Origin of the sequence: Limosilactobacillus coleohominis 101-4-CHN (genome assembly GCF_000161935.1) — a bacterium.
GTDB lineage: Bacteria > Bacillota > Bacilli > Lactobacillales > Lactobacillaceae > Limosilactobacillus > Limosilactobacillus coleohominis_A.
The window spans coordinates 180879-200132 of record NZ_GG698804.1 but is presented as its reverse complement, the minus strand read 5'-3'; the positions used below and the strand labels follow the sequence as shown (position 1 = coordinate 200132).

Annotated in this window: 16 protein-coding genes; 15 read left to right on the top strand and 1 reads right to left on the bottom strand. The window is 42.3% G+C overall.

The features are described 5' to 3' along the window. Positions 1 to 2 precede the first annotated feature (2 nt). From holB to HMPREF0501_RS06005, 13 genes are all read left to right on the top strand, one after another. Positions 3 to 1004, top strand: a complete 1002-nt coding sequence (gene holB / locus HMPREF0501_RS06065) for a DNA polymerase III subunit delta' (protein WP_040456014.1) — start codon at positions 3 to 5, stop codon at positions 1002 to 1004. A 10-nt stretch (positions 1005 to 1014) separates the two neighbouring features. Continuing rightward, positions 1015 to 1356: a DNA replication initiation control protein YabA gene (locus HMPREF0501_RS06060; RefSeq protein WP_006917030.1), complete on the top strand. Its 342-nt coding sequence runs from the start codon at positions 1015 to 1017 to the stop codon at positions 1354 to 1356. A gap of 13 nt (positions 1357 to 1369) precedes the next feature. Then, entirely contained in the window at positions 1370 to 2233 is an 864-nt protein-coding gene (rsmI, locus tag HMPREF0501_RS06055) for a 16S rRNA (cytidine(1402)-2'-O)-methyltransferase (protein ID WP_040456013.1), read from the top strand. Between the two features lie 8 nt (positions 2234 to 2241). Next, complete coding sequence (locus HMPREF0501_RS06050) at positions 2242 to 2991, top strand: acyl-[acyl-carrier-protein] thioesterase (protein WP_006917028.1); 750 nt, start codon at positions 2242 to 2244, stop codon at positions 2989 to 2991. Positions 2992 to 3229: 238 nt separating this feature from the next. Beyond that, entirely contained in the window at positions 3230 to 4729 is a 1500-nt protein-coding gene (locus HMPREF0501_RS06045) for a hypothetical protein (RefSeq protein ID WP_006917027.1), read from the top strand. Between the two features lie 3 nt (positions 4730 to 4732). Further along, positions 4733 to 6979 (top strand): RNA degradosome polyphosphate kinase, encoded by a 2247-nt coding sequence (locus HMPREF0501_RS06040; protein WP_006917026.1) that lies wholly within the window; start codon positions 4733 to 4735, stop codon positions 6977 to 6979. A gap of 3 nt (positions 6980 to 6982) precedes the next feature. Then, positions 6983 to 7939: a Ppx/GppA family phosphatase gene (locus tag HMPREF0501_RS06035; RefSeq protein WP_006917025.1), complete on the top strand. Its 957-nt coding sequence runs from the start codon at positions 6983 to 6985 to the stop codon at positions 7937 to 7939. Between the two features lie 84 nt (positions 7940 to 8023). Then, positions 8024 to 9019 carry a UDP-glucose 4-epimerase GalE gene (gene galE, locus HMPREF0501_RS06030; RefSeq protein ID WP_006917024.1) on the top strand — a complete coding sequence of 332 codons (996 nt, stop codon included), beginning with the start codon at positions 8024 to 8026 and terminating at the stop codon, positions 9017 to 9019. A gap of 110 nt (positions 9020 to 9129) precedes the next feature. Continuing rightward, positions 9130 to 9858 carry a tRNA (adenosine(37)-N6)-threonylcarbamoyltransferase complex dimerization subunit type 1 TsaB gene (gene tsaB / locus HMPREF0501_RS06025; RefSeq protein ID WP_006917023.1) on the top strand — a complete coding sequence of 243 codons (729 nt, stop codon included), beginning with the start codon at positions 9130 to 9132 and terminating at the stop codon, positions 9856 to 9858. Beyond that, complete coding sequence (rimI, locus tag HMPREF0501_RS06020; protein WP_040456011.1) at positions 9842 to 10408, top strand: ribosomal protein S18-alanine N-acetyltransferase; 567 nt, start codon at positions 9842 to 9844, stop codon at positions 10406 to 10408. The genes tsaB and rimI overlap by 17 nt, the downstream gene beginning before the upstream one ends. A 3-nt stretch (positions 10409 to 10411) precedes the next feature. Beyond that, positions 10412 to 11443, top strand: a complete 1032-nt coding sequence (gene tsaD / locus HMPREF0501_RS06015; protein ID WP_006917020.1) for a tRNA (adenosine(37)-N6)-threonylcarbamoyltransferase complex transferase subunit TsaD — start codon at positions 10412 to 10414, stop codon at positions 11441 to 11443. Positions 11444 to 11586: 143 nt separating this feature from the next. After that, positions 11587 to 15027 carry a pyruvate carboxylase gene (locus tag HMPREF0501_RS06010; protein WP_006917019.1) on the top strand — a complete coding sequence of 1147 codons (3441 nt, stop codon included), beginning with the start codon at positions 11587 to 11589 and terminating at the stop codon, positions 15025 to 15027. Positions 15028 to 15107: 80 nt separating this feature from the next. Further along, the gene (locus HMPREF0501_RS06005; protein ID WP_050755762.1) at positions 15108 to 15866 is read left to right on the top strand and encodes a biotin--[acetyl-CoA-carboxylase] ligase; all 759 of its coding nucleotides are present in this window, start codon (positions 15108 to 15110) and stop codon (positions 15864 to 15866) included. 69 nt (positions 15867 to 15935) lie between these two features. Here the strand turns inward: HMPREF0501_RS06005 and HMPREF0501_RS06000 are convergent, their stop codons facing one another. After that, positions 15936 to 17873, bottom strand: a complete 1938-nt coding sequence (locus tag HMPREF0501_RS06000) for an ABC-F family ATP-binding cassette domain-containing protein (protein WP_006917017.1) — start codon at positions 17871 to 17873, stop codon at positions 15936 to 15938. 177 nt (positions 17874 to 18050) lie between these two features. Between HMPREF0501_RS06000 and HMPREF0501_RS05995 the strand changes: the two genes are divergently transcribed. Continuing rightward, positions 18051 to 18698 carry a redox-sensing transcriptional repressor Rex gene (locus HMPREF0501_RS05995; RefSeq protein WP_006917016.1) on the top strand — a complete coding sequence of 216 codons (648 nt, stop codon included), beginning with the start codon at positions 18051 to 18053 and terminating at the stop codon, positions 18696 to 18698. Between the two features lie 202 nt (positions 18699 to 18900). Beyond that, positions 18901 to 19185, top strand: coding sequence for a co-chaperone GroES (gene groES / locus HMPREF0501_RS05990; protein ID WP_006917015.1), 285 nt, complete (start codon positions 18901 to 18903; stop codon positions 19183 to 19185). Positions 19186 to 19254 lie beyond the last annotated feature (69 nt).

Below are 19254 nucleotides of genomic sequence, written 5' to 3'. Positions count from 1 at the left end.
GAATGCAAGCATTAACAGCCCAGGATTTGCAGCCAGCGATTGTTGAACGGTTTCAACACATTATTAGTAATGGAGAATTAGCACATGCTTATCTATTCGTGGGCCCCAATGGTTCTGGAAAGCAGGAATTAGCTCAGTGGCTTACACTGAGTATCTTTTGTTCCCATCGTCAAGCAGGTCAGCCGGATTTTACGTGTGATGAATGTCAACGGATTTTATCAGGAAACCACCCTGATGTGGTTCGCGCAACTGCAGAAGGACGGCAAATTAAAGTTGATCAAATTCGTCATTTAAAGGCGGAGTTTACCAAATCCGGGATGGAAGGCCAGAAAAAGGTCTTCATTATTGAGGATGCCGATAAAATGACCGTTAGTGCTGCGAATAGTCTCCTTAAATTTATTGAGGAACCTGGTGCGGGCACTTACATCTTTTTATTAACGAATAATAAAAATGCAGTGTTACCCACGATTCAATCCCGAACCCAAATTATTGAATTACAACCGCTTGCTAAGGCAATTACTCAGGAGTTACTGGATGACCAAAAAATTCCGGAATACTTACGGTCAATTATTTTAGGTTTAACAGACTCAGCAGAACAGGCAGCTCAATGGGTAGCTGATGATTGGTTGGCAAAAGCAATTGACGCAGTTGTGCAATGGTTTAAGGAATTAGTTCAAGGAGATCCCGTGGCTTTCGTGGATATTCAAACAGTCATGAAGGGGCTTGCTAGTGAACGAGAAAAGCAATTACTGATGCTGGATTTAATGGCGTTAATCTGGCGCGATGGGCTAGTTGCTAAATTAATGGCAGCAGAAAGTGGTCAATTGTATTTTCAGCAATGGCAGCAAATCATTGTTAATGGTGTCCAGCGGTATTCGATGCATCAGTTAATTCAGGCTAGTCAAGTGACCCTTGAAGCTCATCAGATGTTGGGACAAAATATTAGTTTTCAAAACGTGGCCGAACAACAAACGTTACGGATCTTAAAGTTGTTACATGGGTAGGTGAATTGTCATGGAAAAACAACCAGTTGATAAGAGCGAAATATACGAGCAATTTGCCCGGTTAAGTCAACAAACTAAGGATTTGATGGAAAGCATTGAAATTCTTTCTGACCGAATGACTAAGGTCTTAGCAGAAAATGCGCGGCTAACGATTGAAAATGAACATTTACACGAAGTGATTGCGGATAAACATGTTCAAAAACAAGAAGAAGGTCTTTCTGAGTCACGAAAAATGTTGCAAAAGCTCTATCAGGAAGGCTTTCATGTTTGTAATGACATGTATGGGAAACGCTTGGAGCCAAATGAATCTTGTACGTTTTGTTTAGATGCTATTTATGGGCGGCATAATTAAGGAGTAAGTGATAATGCAAACAATGTCGAGTTTTCGCGAAAACGCTGGAAAACTGTATTTGGTACCAACGCCAATTGGTAATTTAGACGATATGACCATGCGAGCAATTAAGACTTTGACGGCAGTCGACCTAATTGCTGCCGAAGATACTCGGCATACGCAAATCTTACTCAATCATTTTGATATTCACACCCCTACGATTTCGTTTCATGAACATAATACGGCAGAACGAATTCCTCAGTTAATTGAAAAATTAAAGGCGGGGCAGGTAATTGCCCAGTGTAGTGATGCTGGAATGCCGTCTATTTCTGATCCGGGAAAGGAATTAGTGGCTGCCTGTGTGCACGCAGATATCCCTGTTGTACCACTTCCGGGGGCTAATGCTGGGATAACGGCATTAATTGCATCAGGTCTGAGTCCGCAGCCATTTACTTTTTATGGTTTTTTAGAGCGCAAACACCAGCAACAAATCCGCCAGTTAAAACAACTGCAAATGCATCGTGAAACAATGATTTTTTACGAAGCACCCCACCGACTGAAAAAAACTTTGAAAACCATGGCAGAAGTTTTGGGAATGGAACGGCAGGTGGTTTTAGCACGGGAGTTAACCAAGCGTTATGAAGAGTTTATTCGCGGTTCTCTTGCTGAAGCTATCGAGTGGACTGACACTAATCAGGTTCGGGGTGAATTCGTAATTCTAGTGGCCGGTAATGATCAACCAATTGAACAGTCTCAGGAACAACCGCAGGGGACGCCAACTGAACAGGTTGACCAAGAAGTAGCTAATGGACTTAGTACGAATGCTGCCATTAAATTGGTAGCAAAACGGTTAGGAATTAAACGACAAGTGTTATATAAACAGTATCACCAGTTTTAGGAGTTATTATGGCAGGACAAAAATTTATCCTTGAGCATCAAGTTAATTACTATGAATGTGATCCCAGTGGTCATCTTAGCTTGAGTATGCTAGTGGCATTGATGATCTTAGCCTCTGAAAAGCAGAATGCTCAGTTAGGGGTGGATGAACACGTCACCAAAGAGCTTGGCGGCGGCTGGGTGATCATTGATTATGAAGGACATTTTCAACGAGAATGGCCGAAAGAAAATGAACAGATCAAATTTGAAACTGCAATTGTTGCTTATAATAAATACTTTGTGGTTCGCCAATTTGTGATCAGAGATTATCATGAGCAAATTATTGGGACGGTGAACGGCCTCTTTGTTTATATGGATTTAAGCAAACGGCGAATGGCTAAAATTCCAGAAGCAATTATGACTCCATATGAAGCGGCCAGCACCCTGCGCTTGCCAAAGGTGGCCCGCCCAGATAAAGTAGAGGCAACCGATGAATGGCGAGAAAATCACTATCAGGTTCGTTATTTTGATATTGATTATAATGGTCATGTGAATAATGCCCGGTATTTTGATTGGATGCTTGATACATTGGATCATGATTTCTTGCTGAAACACCAAATTATGGAGATTCGGATGAATTATGAGCATGAAGTTCGTCCGCAGACAGAGGTCAACAGTATGGCCATTACCATAGAAAATAATGCACATGAATGGACGACCCAGCATCAGATTTGGGTGGGGACTCAAAAGTGTGCTACGGCAACGATTAAATGGCGGTAAAGAATTTAAAAGGGGGTTGGAATGAGATTAACCTCTTTTCTCTATTTTAAAGTTGAAAATGCCATAGCGCAGTAGCTGGCTGGTAGTTCAAACACTGATAAATCAGTATTTGAACCACCTAGCCATCCTTGCGGGGGTGGGAAGACGAACTAGACAAGCTAGTTCTGTCCCACTCCCTTTTTTGTATGGTCCGTGGTATTCTGAAATAGTAATAAGGAGAAGTAAAGGGGCGTTTGCTGTGGAAAAAGGATTATTGGGACTAATCTTCTTAAAACCCGATCGGTTAACCTTAAGAATCATTGATCTAGATAAGCATCAAGTTGTCAATGAAGCCCGGTCTGGATCTTTACACGTCGGACAGCAAGCAATTGCGAATTATGCGGAAAATATTTCTGCCATTGCGAATAATCTACTGGGCTTTAAACGGTTACTGGCGGACTACCAAGTAACTAATTATTATCTATACGGGGCATTGACGGATATTGATCTAGTTACGGGAAAGTATGTTGCAAATCAAATTTATGTGCGTACTGGATTAAAAATTAAGTGGTTAAACAAGGATCAAACACTAGCTAATGTTCTAGCAGCGGTTGATCAAGTTGTCGAACACGAAGAGATTGAGAAGAAACAGTTAACGGGGTACGTCTTAAATATTGGCCTTAACACTAGTAATTTAGCTTATTACAAAAAAGGCAAGTATACTCGTTCTTGGGAAATCGATTTGGGGAAAGCGCGCCTTAGTCAATTGGTTAATAATTTACGGCAAACTGCTGCCACACCTAGTGACATTATTTTAGATTACATTAGTTCAAAGCTAGAGTACTTAGTACCAGAACTGAAAAATAATGAAGAGTCGACAATGTTAATTCAAGGTGCCGAAACGTTAGCAGAACGGTACTTACCAGCTGAAAAGCATGTTGAGAAGGTTCCTCACAAGGAATTTCATAAACGGTATCAACATTTACTGAACGCTTCGGATCAATACATTATTCATCACTATGATGTTGATGAACAGAGTGTTAACTGGGTCTTACCAACCTATTTGATTGTTCGTCAAATGATGCGGTTATTGAATGTCAAGAAAGTTTATGTGACGGACGTTTCAGTGCTTGATGGATTAGAGGTTACCCGTGCACATCCCGAAGTAGTTATTAAAATGGTTAAAACGGCTGCCGATAATCTCGCAATTCGCTATGGTGCTGATTCCAGCCATAAACGGTTTGTGACCGCAGTTGCAATGCAGTTGTATGATGCACTAAAGCCAATTCACCGCTTAGATGACCATTATCGTTTGTTACTGGAGGTGGCATGTAAGGTTGATGATATTGGTAACTTTATTAACCCGCAAGGTCACTATCGCCATTCAGCGTATATTCTAGAAGCCAACCCGTTAATTGGTTTATCGAGTCAAGACAATGAAGTGATTGCTGAAGTTTCACGGTACCACAGTTCTGAAACGCCAGAAGTTAGTCAGCCGCACTATATGCACTTGGATAGTGAAATTCAATTACCGGTTGCCCAATTAGCAGCGATTTTACGGGTAGCGGATTCTTTAGACGATTCACGATTGCAAAAGATTCTCCAAGTTCATTTAGCACTAGTTGGGGATGATTTGCAGATTAAAGTTAAAACTACTGATGATTTAGTCTTGGAGCAGTGGGCGTTTGAGCGAAAAAATCAGTTATTCGCTGAAGTATATGGACTGCATCCTAAATTAATAATTGTGGGGAGGGATTAAGCGATGTATAAAGACTTCTATAAACCAACGAACTACGTTAACCGTGAACTATCGTGGATTGATTTTAACGGTCGCGTGCTTGATGAAGCATTAGACCCACATAATCCATTGTTGGAACAAGCGAACTTTGTTGGAATTACCCAAAGTAATGTGGATGAGTTCTTCATGGTTCGGGTTGCTTCTTTGCATAAGTTATCTGCAGCCAAAGTTACGACAACTGACGCTTCTGGAATGACGCCAGAAGAGCAGCTGGAAGCTGTTAATGACAAGGAACACCAGATGGTTGAACGTCGCTACCGGGTATATAACGAGCATGTGTTGACTGAACTAGCTCGCCATGATATTCAAATTCTCCGTGAGCGAGACTTACCAGAGCGGGATTATGAATTCACCCGCCGGTATTTTAATGATGAATTATTGCCGGTGTTGACACCTATGGCGGATGATGCTTCCCGCCCCTTCCCATTTATTAATAATGGGTCATTAAATATTGCGGTAAAACTTCACCGAAAAAAGCATGGAAAACCGGCAAACGATCCGGTTTTGGAGGGTGACCAAGAAGTGGCAGGGCAAACTCCCGAACCGCATGAAGACCGCCAGCACCATGGCAATAAGTTTGCAACAATCCGGGTACCAAGTATCTATAAGCGGTTAGTAAAATTACCGGAAAAGAATCATTTTGTATTAATCGATGATCTGATTCAGGAATTTATGGCAGTATTGTTTCCCGGATACAAAATTGATGCCAGTGGCACGTATCGCGTAATGCGGGACATGGATTTAGATGTAGCCGAAGAGGATACGTCTGATTTGTTGCGGTCTGTTCAACACCAGTTACGTGCCCGTGAACATGGTCAAGTAATGCGACTCGAAATTGGCAATCACTTTGACCATTGGTTAGAAGAGCGCTTATGCGAAAATTTACACGTGGCTGAGAATGCCATTTACCGGGTGGATGGTCCGGTTGATTTAAGTTTTCTGAAAAAATTATCTGGGATGGTCGATGGCCATGATGATTTACGTTATTCGCCATTTAAACCATATTTGAACCCAATTTTGGACATGGATCATAATATTTTCGATGCGATTCGGCAGAAAGACTATTTAATGCAGCATCCATATGACGATTTTCAAGCGGTGGTCAACTTTATCCATCAAGCGGCGTTGGATGATGCAACCTTAGCGATTAAAATGACTCTTTATCGGGTATCAGGAAATTCGCCGATTATCAAGTATCTTGGTATGGCAGCCCAACGTGGAAAACAAGTAACTGTTTTGGTCGAAGTTAAGGCGCGGTTTGACGAAAAGAATAATGTCCGCTGGGCACGCCGACTGGAGCAAATGGGGTGCCACGTTATCTATGGACTGGCGGGGTTAAAGACGCACTGTAAATTAGCGTTAGTTATTCGCCGGGATGAAGATGGTTTACGACGCTACATGCATTTAGGAACGGGAAATTATAATGATGTTACTGCCCATTTCTATACTGATATGGGGGTACTTACCTGTGACTATGAATTAGGTAGTGATATGACGAACCTCTTTAATATGCTTTCTGGCTTTGCACGACCAAAGTATTTCCATAAATTGCATGTGTCACCAAACGGAATTCGGGACTTTATTAACGAGAAAATTGATCAGCAAATAAAAATTGCGCAAAGTGGTAACCCTGCATTGATTGGGATGAAAATGAATTCCCTGTCCGATAAGCAGATTATTGCTCACCTATATGAAGCGGCGGCTGCGGGAGTGCAGATTCGGTTAATTGTTCGTGGGATTACCTGTTTACGAAATGATTTACCAGAATTGCATGGTAACATTCAAGTTCATTCAATTGTGGGGCGGTTCCTGGAACACTCCCGAATTTATTACTTTAGCGGAAACGACCATGAGGAAATATATTTGGCGAGTGCTGATATGATGACGAGAAATCTAAATCGACGGGTAGAAGAATTATTCCCGGTAACGGAGGATGATACGAAAGCCCGGGCAATTAGTATTTTTCACGAAATGTGGCATGATAATACTAAAGCTTGGCGATTAGTGGGCAATCACTATGTCAAAATGCATCCAGATGGTCAAAAACCAGTAAACTCGCAACAATTCTTTATGGATGAGGCCACAGCACTACGTAAAGAAGAAAAGCATGAACGCAAAAACAAAAAGCATTTTAGTAACGTTTTTGAAACTTTAACTAAGCACGTTTCTGGTCTGCGGTTAAACAAGCCTGCGACCAATGAAAAGGAGTAGCCGATGAGTATTAACTTAGCAATTATTGATCTGGGATCAAATTCTTGTCGTTTACGAATTACCCGTATTTTTGAAAATCAGCGGACAGAATTAGTCCGTTATGAAAAAGAGTACGTTCGTTTATCAGAAAATATGGGACCAGAAAAGGTTCTCAAACCGGAGCCAATGGAGCGAACCATTGCAACGTTAACCCGGTTTAAAAATATTTGTGCAGAACTGAAGAATGTGCGGTTAATTGCGGTTGCTACTGCTGCCGTGCGGCAGGCGGTTAATCAGGCAGAATTCTTACACCGGGTCGAAAATGAGCTCGACATCCGTTTTACAATTCTTTCGGGGGAACGAGAAGCCTACTTAGATTATGTAGGAGTTTCCCGTACTTTACCCATCGATAATGGCCTAATCCTTGATACGGGTGGTGCCAGTATGGAAATGATCTTAGTTGATCAAGGGCAGGCTGAAGAATTAGTAAGTTTACCAATTGGTTCAGTGACACTTTCTCAAAAGTACCAGTTAAATGACCAGGTTCAGGCAGCTGATCTTTATGACGCAACAATTAAGGTTGATGAAATGCTGTCGACCCAGCGGTGGTTAAATCGGGCACGTCATACGCAAGTTGTGGCGCTTGGCGGCAGTAATCGTGCATTAGCCAAAATGTACCGGTGGAAATTGGCGGAGAATCCGGCAACGGTACAGCCAGTTCATGGGCTGACGATGCAGACCAGTGAGGCAAACCAAATGATGCATGAGTTGTTGGCAACTGACCGCAATGGACGGGCTGCAATTCGTGGTATCAATAGTTCCCGCGCGGATGTGATCGTAGGGGGGCTCTTACCATTAATGGCGTTACTAAGACAACTTAATTTACGTGAAGTTCGTTTCAGTAATAATGGTCTCCGTGAAGGCTTATTATTTGAATACCTAGATCACGAAATTGAACGAAGCCAATTACAAGAGATTTAAAATCAAATCTCTGTTAAAATGAAAACGTGGTATAATGCTAGTAAAGTTTTAGTAAACTTTTATTAAAAATGGAGGCAAACAAAGATGGCAATTTTGGTTTGTGGTGGAGCCGGCTATATCGGTTCACACATGGTCAAACGGTTAGTTGAAAATGGCGAAGACGTGGTCGTGGCAGATAATCTGTCGACTGGCCATAAGAAAGCAATTGATCCTCAAGCTAAGTTTTATCAAGGTGACATCCGTGACCGGGCTTTTCTGGATCGCATCTTTTTAAACGAGGATATTAAGGCAGTTGTCCATTTTGCGGCATTCTCAATTGTTCCTGAATCCATGAGTGAACCACTGAAGTATTTTGACAATAATACCGGTGGAATGATTACTTTATTGGAAGCGATGCGCGACTTTGGGATTAAGTACATCGTCTTTAGTTCGACGGCCGCTACTTATGGTATTCCAGAGCATATGCCGATTAAAGAAACGGATTCGCAAAAGCCAATTAATCCATATGGTTTGTCTAAGCTCATGATGGAACATATGATGGCCTGGGCAGATAAAGCTTATGGCATTAAGTTTGTGGCGCTGCGTTACTTCAACGTCGCGGGGGCTGCTCCGGATGGCACGATTGGTGAAGACCACGGGCCAGAAACCCACTTGGTTCCAATCATTATGCAAGTTGCCCAAGGAAAGCGGCCAGAATTAAGTATTTTTGGTGATGATTATAATACTCCTGATGGGACTAACGTTCGTGATTACGTCCACGTAATGGATTTGGCGGATGCGCACATTTTGGCACTGAAGTATTTGGAAGATAATAATCAATCTAATGCATTTAACCTTGGTTCTTCAACTGGGTTCTCGAACAAGCAAATGCTAGAAGCAGCTCGGGAAGTAACTGGCAAAGAAATTCCAGCCAAGATTGCAGCCCGACGGCCAGGGGATCCAGACTCATTAATTGCAGCTAGTGATAAGGCCCGCAGTGTACTGGGCTGGAAACCACAATATGATGATGTTCATGATATTATTGCCACGGCTTGGAAGTGGCATTCAACCCATCCAAAGGGTTACGATGACCGGAATTAAATAAATCAGCGGTGACTGGGAATAAACCAGTCACCGCTTTTATATTGAAACTAACTGAGCTGACTTGACGAATATGGTAAGATACTTACTGTATGAAAGGACGGAGAAAGATGAAAATACTCGCTCTTGACACTTCTAATCATCCCATGAGTGTTGCACTTGTTGAGGATGACCAATTAAAGGCTACAATTACATTGAATATGGTGCGCAACCATAGCGTTTATGTTTTGCCCGCAATCAATGATCTTTTTACCAAAGTCGGTTGGCAACCGAGTGATATTGATCGAATTGTTGTTGCTAAGGGGCCCGGTTCGTATACTGGGGTGCGAATCGCGGTAACGACTGCCAAAACGTTAGCAATGACCTTAGGCAAAGATCTGGTTGGGGTTTCGAGTTTGAAGGTCATCGCTGCGAATGTTCCTCCCATTACTAACCAACTGATTATTCCATTTATGGATGCGCGGCGGGGAAATGTGTTTGCTGGTGGTTACCAATATCAGAATGGCCAGTTAACCAATGTCATCCCTGAACAACATATTGGCTATCGCCAATTGATCGAGGCGGTAATTGAACGTGGTCAGAGTGGCTACTTAGTTGGCGAACTGACAAAAAAAATCAGTGCAGAAGAGGTCGAACTACCAGCTAACATCCAGTTATTGCCGCAAACGTATGCGATGCCATCCACGCAGCAATTAGCCCGTCTCGGTGAACAAGCGGCAGTAGTTGATAATATTGATGATTTTGTGCCAAATTACTTACGGATAACCGAAGCAGAAGTAAACTGGTTAAAGCAACATCCGGGAAAGCATAGTGACGCTAACTATGTTCAAGAAGTTTAGTCGCTGGTTTGCAGGTTTTCTCGATGATGTGAATGGCAAACCGGTCCATTATCAAGATCATAATGTCGTTATTAATCGGCAACGGTATCGACTTGTCAGGGGGCAGTTGCTTGATATTCCACAACTTTTAGAGGTCGAAAAGGAGATTTATGGACGAACGCCATGGAATAAAATGGCCTTTAAAATTGATTTGAGTCGACCCAATACTCTTTATTTATTGTTAATTGACGGTGATTCTAAACAATTGGTGGGATTTATCGGTGCTGCCTTTAATGCCTATACACAGGATGTTCATATCACAAATTTTGGTGTATTACCTGCTTGGCAACATCAAGGGCTGGGAACTTTTTTATTGAGTGAAATTGAAAGAAAGGCACAAGCAGATCACTTTGTAAGTATGAGCTTGGAAGTGCGACGATCCAATCGGCAGGCCCAACGCTTGTATCGGGAGATTGGCTTTCACCAAACCCAGACTCGCGCACGCTACTATCGAGATAATGGTGAAGATGCATTTGATATGTTAAAGAAATTAGAAAGAGAAGGAAAGTAACCAATGGCAAAAGATACGCTTATTTTAGCCTTTGAGTCGAGTTGTGACGAAACTAGTGTTGCAGTTGTTAAAAATGGGGTTGAAATATTATCTAACATTGTCGCCACACAAATCCAAAGCCATCAACGTTTCGGTGGGGTCGTCCCAGAAGTGGCTAGTCGCCATCACATTGAGTGGATTACCCGATGCATTCACCAGGCTTTAGAAACGGCTCAAGTGGATTATCAAGATTTAGATGCGGTTGCGGTCACATACGGTCCCGGATTAGTGGGTTCCCTATTAATTGGGGTTACGGCAGCTAAAACGGTGGCGTGGGCTCATCACTTACCACTTGTGCCAATTAATCATATGGAGGGGCACATTTATGCGGCACGGTTTGTGGGTGAATTTCAGTTTCCTCAAATGGCGTTATTAGTTTCTGGTGGCCATACAGAATTAGTTTATATGCCTAGTGAACATGAATACGAGATTATTGGTGAAACTAGAGATGATGCTGCTGGTGAAGCTTATGATAAAATTGGTCGGGTGTTGGGAGTTAACTATCCAGCAGGAAAGACCATCGACGAATGGGCACATCAGGGACAAGATACTTTCCATTTCCCACGAGCCATGGAAAAGGAAGCTAATCTAGACTTTAGTTTTTCTGGATTAAAGAGTGCGTTCATCAATACATGTCATAATGCTGATCAACGTGGTGAACAGTTAAATAAGTATGATTTAGCTGCCAGTTTTCAACAGAGTGTGGTTGACGTACTGACAGAAAAAACGCTACGGGCATTAGGTGAATATCCAGTTAAACAATTAATTTTAGCTGGTGGGGTTGCGGCTAACCAAGGATTACGTGAACGATTAAAGAATGAGATGCATAAGAATTTCCCAGATGTAACAATGCTGCAAGCACCGTTGAAATATTGTGGTGATAATGCGGCAATGATTGGTGCGGCGGCCGAAGTTGCTTATCGCCATGGCGATCGTGCAGGTAATGATTTAAATGCGGTACCGGGATTATCATTTCCAGTTAATAAAAAAGAATAATTAGCGATTGATGAGCAGGGTGAAGATAATTCGCCCTGCCCTTTTTAATCAATTTCTCATTTTTCAGTCCTGTTAAACGCAGATTATGGTATGATTAAGCAGTGAAGTAGGAAAGATGTTCGTTATTTAAGGCGGTGGAAAATTTGAAGAAGGTATTAATTGCCAATCGTGGTGAAATTGCGATCCGCATCATTCGTGCGTGTCACGAACTTGGTTTGCAAACCGTAGCGGTCTACGCGAAGGAAGATGAGTACGGTGTACACCGTTTTCGGGCCGATGAAGCTTATCAAATTGGCGCGGGCAAGAAGCCAATTGATGCGTACCTGGATATGGATGATATTATTCGGGTTGCTAAGCAAACGGGTGCGGATGCCATTCACCCAGGATATGGTTTTTTAGCCGAAAATGAAGAATTTGCGGAAAAGTGTGCGCAAAATGGCATTACCTTTATTGGCCCAACGGTTGAGCAGTTGAAGATCTTTGGTGATAAGATCACGGCGAAGGAAGTGGCCGAAAAGAATGGCTTGCAAACTATTCCAGGAATTAATGAGCCAGTGAAGTCAATGCAGGAGATGGCTGATTTTGCGCATACCCATGGTTACCCAATCATGATCAAAGCAGCGATGGGTGGCGGCGGCCGTGGTATGCGAATTGTTAAGGATGATGAAGACCTAAAGACGGCTTACAATCGGGCACGCAGTGAAGCCAAGGCGTCATTTGGTGATGATGAACTTTATGTTGAAAAATACTTGGAAAACCCTAAGCACATTGAAGTACAAATTTTGGCCGATGAACATGGTCATGTGATGCACCTCTTTGAACGGGATTGTTCAGTTCAGCGGCGGAACCAAAAGGTAATTGAATTTGCGCCTAGTTTGGCGTTGGATAGCCAGCGGCGAAAAGAAATTTGCGATGCTGCGGTTCGTTTAATGAAGGGTGTTCACTATCAAAATGCCGGGACCGTAGAATTCCTAGTTACTAAGGATAACTTTTACTTCATTGAAGTTAACCCACGAATTCAGGTTGAACACACCGTCACTGAATTAATCACGGGGGTTGATATTGTTCGTTCCCAAATTCGCATTGCGGCTGGTGCGGATCTCCATCAAGACCTGCATTTACCAGCACAAGATGAGTTAACGATGAACGGCTATGCGATCCAATGTCGGGTGACTACTGAAGATCCAGAAAATAATTTCATGCCAGATACAGGACGGATCTTAACTTACCGTTCTCCAGGTGGTAATGGAGTGCGGCTCGATGGTGGAAACACCTATGCTGGTGCTGTTGTGACGCCATATTTTGACTCACTGTTGGTTAAAGCATGTGTTCATGCTCGGACTTTCCATAACACTGTGGAAAAGATGATCCGGGTTCTGAATGAATTTCAGATTCGTGGGGTTAAGACGAACATTCCATTTATGTTGAATGTTTTGAAGAACCCGGTCTTCCAAAAGGGAGAAGCTCACACGGCGTTTATTGATCAAACACCATCGTTATTTAAATTCGATCATCAGCCAGATACCCAACAGCAATTACTTAATTATGTTGGTGATGTAACGGTCAATGGATTTAATTGTGTCCAACGGCAAAAGCAGGTCCATGCGGCGAACGTTAAGTTACATGGCCATGACCTTAATGCTGATAGTTTATTACCAATCGTGAATGCCAAAACGATTCTTGATCGTGATGGGGCAGCTGCTGCCATGGAATGGGTTAAAAACCAAAAGTTGGTATTGTTAACTGATACCTCAATGCGGGATGCTCATCAAAGCCTCTTTGCTACCCGAATGCGGACCCATGATATGTTGCCGGTAGCGGACGTGTACGACCGGGCATTGCCAAATGTCTTTTCTGCAGAAACTTGGGGTGGTGCAACTTTTGATGTTGCCTACCGGTTCCTTGGGGAAGATCCTTGGAAACGGCTAAAGATGCTCCGTCAACGAATGCCACATACAATGTTGCAAATGCTTTTACGGGGGTCGAATGCAGTTGGATATAAGAATTACCCGGACAATGTTTTAAAGAAATTCATTGATCGCAGCGCGGAAGATGGCGTCGATGTCTTTAGAATCTTTGATAGTTTGAACTGGGCTGAACAAATGCAAAAAAGCATTGACTATGTTCGTCAGACTGGGAAGATTGCTGAAGGTACCATGTGTTACACGGGTGATTTATTGAGCCCCCATGAAACGAAGTATACGCTAGATTACTACAAGCAATTAGCGGGTCAGTTGGTTGATGCGGGTGCTCAAATCTTGGGAATCAAAGATATGGCAGGCTTGCTCAAGCCATATGCAGCTTACGAATTAGTTGGGGAACTAAAGGCTAAGTTTGATGTGCCAGTTCATTTGCACACGCACGATACAACTGGGAATGGAGTTGCCACTTATGATCAAGCAACCCGAGCAGGCGTTGATGTGGTTGATGTTGCAATGAGTGCCCTGTCAAGTACTACGAGCCAGCCAAGCATGAGTAGCTTTTACTACAGCTTGGAAGGAAATGATCGGCAACCCGAATTGAATATTGATCATGTTGAGAAGATTAACCAATATTGGGCTGGTATCCGACCACTGTATAAGGACTTTGCCAATGGAATTGATGCGCCGCTACCAGATATTTATGAAACTGAAATGCCAGGTGGACAATATTCCAACCTGCAGCAACAAGCAAAATCACTCGGAATTGACGACTTTGAACAGGTTAAGCGAATGTACCGGGTAGTCAACCAGCTCCTCGGGGATATCGTTAAAGTTACCCCAAGTTCCAAGGTGGTTGGTGATCTTGCTATTTTCATGATTCAAAATAATTTAACGGCCGACAATATTCTGGAACGGGGCGCGACGCTAGATTTCCCTGAGTCAGTTGTTAACTTCTTTGCTGGTGATCTAGGTCAACCTTATGGGGGCTTCCCAAAGGAATTACAAAAGGTTGTCTTAAAGGGTCAGCCAGCAATTACGGTGCGTCCAGGGAGTTTAGCAAAGCCAGTTGACTTTACTAAGGAATCTGCTGATTTAGCCCAGAAGATTGGTCGGCAGCCGAGTGAAGAAGAGGTATTATCCTACGTTCTTTATCCAGATGTCTTTATGGATTACTTCAAACGCCATCAACAGTATGGAAAGATCAGCGTATTAGATACGAATACGTTCTATCAAGGGATGCGGCCGGGCGAAACGGTTCACGTGCACTTAGCACCTGGGAAGACCGAAATTCTTCGCTTAGACTCCATTTCAGATGTCGATGTTGATGGTAACCGGCACCTCTTCTTTGCAGTTGATGGTGAACAGGTTGAATTACCAGTTGAGGATCAAACACATGCGGATGCCAAAGTTAAGGTTCCAAAGGCAGATCCAAGTGATCCAGGACAAATTGGAATGCCATTGAACGGAACTGTGGTCGAAATCCTCGTTAAGGAAGGCGATCATGTTCAAAAAGGTGATTCATTGATTGTGACGGAGGCCATGAAGATGGAAACCACGATTAAGGCATCGTTTAGTGGTCAAGTGGCCAAAATTTATGCTAGTGAAGGGGCGGTCATGGATAGTCAAGACTTGCTAATTCAACTTACCCCAGACGAAAAATAGTTTTTTAACAAAACTCCATTGCTCTTTGTCGAAGGGGCATGGAGTTTTATTTTATATTTCATAACAATAAGGAGCGGGAAATGAAACTCGAAGAAGAAGTAATTAAGCAATTTTTGGGAGATGATTTCCCGGGAAATGTTTACGTCCAAGAACAGGTTGACTCGACGCAAAATGTTGCCAAACGTCTTGATGACCAGCGTCCAACAGCAGTCCTTGCAGAAATGCAAACGACCGGTTATGGGAAAGAAAAGCGGTCATTTTATTCGCCACAAAACTCTGGATTATATTTAAGTGTTTTATTACCACAAATTATCACTGATGAATTACCACATGCTGGCCTATTTACAACCGGGTTAGCGGTAGCGATTACTCAGGTATTGGAGAAATTTTATCCGACAAAAAGGTTTATGGTGAAATGGGTTAATGATATTTTGCTGAATAAGAAAAAAGTGGCAGGAATCTTGGTGGAATCAATTCTGGAAGGTCAGTCAGCCAAATGGATTGTTGGTTTAGGAATTAACTTAACGACGGCTAATTTTCCAGCACAGCTTCAAGCAAAGGCCGGCAGTATTGCTCAGCAGGAAGTAGATCGAAACAGATTAGCGGCTGACATAATCAAGGCAGTTTGGAAAACTAAGTTGACCTACCAAACCAAACAATTTATTAATGAGTATCAGCAACGTTTGATTTTAATGAACCAAGAGGTTACCTTACAATTAGCGGACGGTACAGTTACAGGAGTTGTTAAGGGAATTGCTAAAGATGGCGAATTGATTGTTCAACAACCATCTGGAATGAAAGTTATTAGTGCGGGTGAAGTAGTGAAGGTTAATTATTAATTTAATGATGTATGCAAGAAACGGCTCAGAGTGCTTTTGGCACTCTGGGCCGTTTCTTTAGGTGGATAATTATTGATTAAATTCTTCGAGTTGTTCAGCTGCACTTGTCCAATTTTCCTCAGCTTGATCCATTTCAGTCTGGCATTGTTCAAGTTCTTTTTGCAAATCACTTAGCTTTGCAATGTCGGTGGCAATTTCGGGATCACTCATTTGTTGCTCGATTTGATCGTGCTGCGCTTGCAGTTGATCCAACGTAGTTTCCCATTTGGAAACCTCTCGTTCCAATTTACGGCGGGCACGTTGTTCTTGCTTACTAGCTTGATAGTTTTGCTGACCCGTAGATTTTGAGGAATGCTTTTTAGTTGCAGCTTTTTTTGAGATGGTTACTGATTCTACTGGTTTTGCTGTTTGTTCAAGAAAACTATCGTAATTTCCTGAGTAATGTTGAATCCCCGTTGCGGACATATCCAAAATGTCAGTTGCCACTTGGTTCAAAAAGTAACGATCATGAGATACAAAGAGAACGGTTCCCGAAAATTCGTTAATGGCGGTTTCAAGAACTTCCCGGCTATCGATATCTAAGTGGTTGGTTGGTTCATCTAGAATTAAGAAGTTAATTGGTTGAAATGAGAGCTTGGTTAACTCTAACCGGGCCTTTTGCCCACCACTTAACTCATGAACGGTTTTAAAAACGTCATCTCCAACAAACAAGAAGCTGCCTAACAAGGAACGGATTTCCGTTTCGGGAACTTCCGGGTGATCATCCCAGACTTCATCTAATACTGTTTTATTAGGATGCAGTTGTTGCTGCTCCTGGTCGTAGTAACCAATATCAAGGTTAGCGCCTAATTTAATCGTACCGCTAATTGCGGGCAGTTTGTGCAAAATAGTTTTGAGAAGGGTGGATTTACCAATTCCGTTTGGTCCAATAATGCCAATCCGCTGTTTCCGTCGTTCTTGAAAACTTAATGGCCCAGCGAGAACATGCTCTTGATAGCCAACCTTGAGTTCTTGAACGTCCAAGACTTCGTTCCCACTGTCCTTAGCGGAGTGAAACGCAAAATGGATTGAACGGTCATCAACTGTTGGTCGGTCTAGTCGTTCCATTTTGTCTAGCTGTTTTTGGCGTGCTTGGGCACGTTTAGTGGTGGAAGCACGGACAAGATTTTTATTAACAAAGTCTTCCAGTTTCGCGATCTCTTTTTGTTGCTGATCGTAGTGTTTTTGTTCAGCTTGGACACGGGCCGTCTTTTCTTTAGTAAATTGTGAATAGTTACCAGAATAACGAGTTAGAGTTTGATTTTCTAAATCGTAGACTTGGTTAACCACGCGATCGAGAAAGTAACGGTCATGCGAAACTACCAGCACGGAACCGGCATAACCATGGAGGTAGTCTTCTAACCAGCTCAAAACATTCATGTCTAAATGATTCGTTGGTTCATCTAGGATTAATAGGTCAGGTGCTTGTAAAAGAATTTTGGCAAGGGCCAGCTTAGTTTTTTGCCCTCCGGAGAGTGAGTTGATGGGTAACTCATACATTGAGGAATCAAACCCAAACCCAGTTAGCACACCCCGCATTTTAGATGCATATTCAAAGCCACCGCGCTCCTTAAAGGTGGTTTGGAGGTCGTCATATTGTTGGATAACATGCTGGTATTGATCAGTAGTACTATCCAATGTCGCTAATTGTTCCTCTAGTTGGTGAATTTCAGCTTCCATTTTATGTAATGGTGTGAATACCGAATCCAATTCATCCCAGATTGTGTTTTGTGAATCTAATCCCTGGTCTTGAGCTAAGTACCCAATGGTAAGGTGATGAGCTTTTGAAATTGTTCCTTCATCTGGCTCCGTAATGCCGGCAATCATTTTCAGCAGGGTCGTTTTACCGGCGCCGTTTCTACCCACAAGGGCAGTTCGGCTATGCTCGTTAATTTGCATATTCACATTGTGAAATAAAACGTCAGCACCGAAGCGACGTTCGACATGGTTTGCTTGGAGTAATATCATTCCGTAACCTCGTTTAATTTCAGTATTAATAGTATTCTAAAACGATTTTAGCATAAAAAAGCAGTAACTACTAAATGGATCTTTTCTTGCAAAAAGGTTCACAAAGTTAGAATAAGTTGCTAGAATATCAAGTAGGTTAATTCACAAACGTTATAAATTGAATGGAGGAATTTGGTTATGCCAACGCGTAAAATCCCGCGGGCAACAGCCAAGCGTTTACCAGTATACTGTCGGTATCTAAATGCTTTGCTAAATGCTAATAAACGTCGCGTATCATCGACGGAGCTTTCAGAGGCGGTTCAAGTTGACTCGGCAACCATTCGACGTGATTTTTCATACTTTGGCGAGTTGGGGAAACGTGGATATGGGTATGATGTTGAGAGTCTTATTAAGTTTTTTAAGGGAATTTTGAACCAGGACAAGCTCACCAGTGTAGCGCTAGTTGGGGTCGGTAGTTTGGGGAGTGCTTTAATGAACTACAACTTCCACCAAAGTACTAATCTGCGGATAAGTGCTGCTTTTGACCCTAAACCAGCCTTAGCCAACACCATTAAGAGTGGTATTCCGGTCTACCCAGCTAACGAGCTGAAAAAACAGATTAAGGAACAACAAATTGATGTGGTAATTTTGACGGTTCCTGCCTCCCAAGCGCAATCAGTCACGGACGATTTAGTTGAGGTAGGTGTTCACGGAATTTTAAACTTCTCGCCAGTTCGTTTGTCAGTGCCGGATAATGTGCAAGTCCAAAATATTGACTTTACGAACGAACTCCAAACATTAATTTACTTTATTGAAAGTAATCATCTTAATGGACAAGACGAATAAAACAAGAATTGCCGGGTTTTGCCCGGCTTTTTTGCAACCATAAGTTGGATTAGTCAAAAAAGGTCAAACTTTTTAGTTGTAATTAGGCAAGATGATGTTATACTAATAAATGTAGTTAGCACTTAGGACGTTTAAGTGCTAACACTCACTACTAAATAGTGCTAAATGATTACAGAAATTAATGATATTTGGAGGGATTAACGTGTTAAAGCCATTAGGAGATCGCGTGGTTCTGAAGGCCGCAGAGGAAAAAGAAGAAACTGTTGGGGGCATTGTTTTAGCTTCTAACGCTAAGGATAAGCCAACTACTGGTGAAGTCATCGCTGTTGGTGATGGTCGAGTTCTTGATAATGGGACAAAGGTGCCAGTTAGTGTTAAGGTTGGCGAAACGGTCCTCTTTGATAAGTACGCTGGCAATGAAGTTGAATACCAGGGCGATAAGTACTTAGTTGTTCATGATAAGGACTTAGTTGCGGTTGTTGATTAATTCATTAGCAAATTAGCTTTTCTTATAATGAGGTGAAAATTTATGGCAAAAGATTTGAAATTTGGTGAA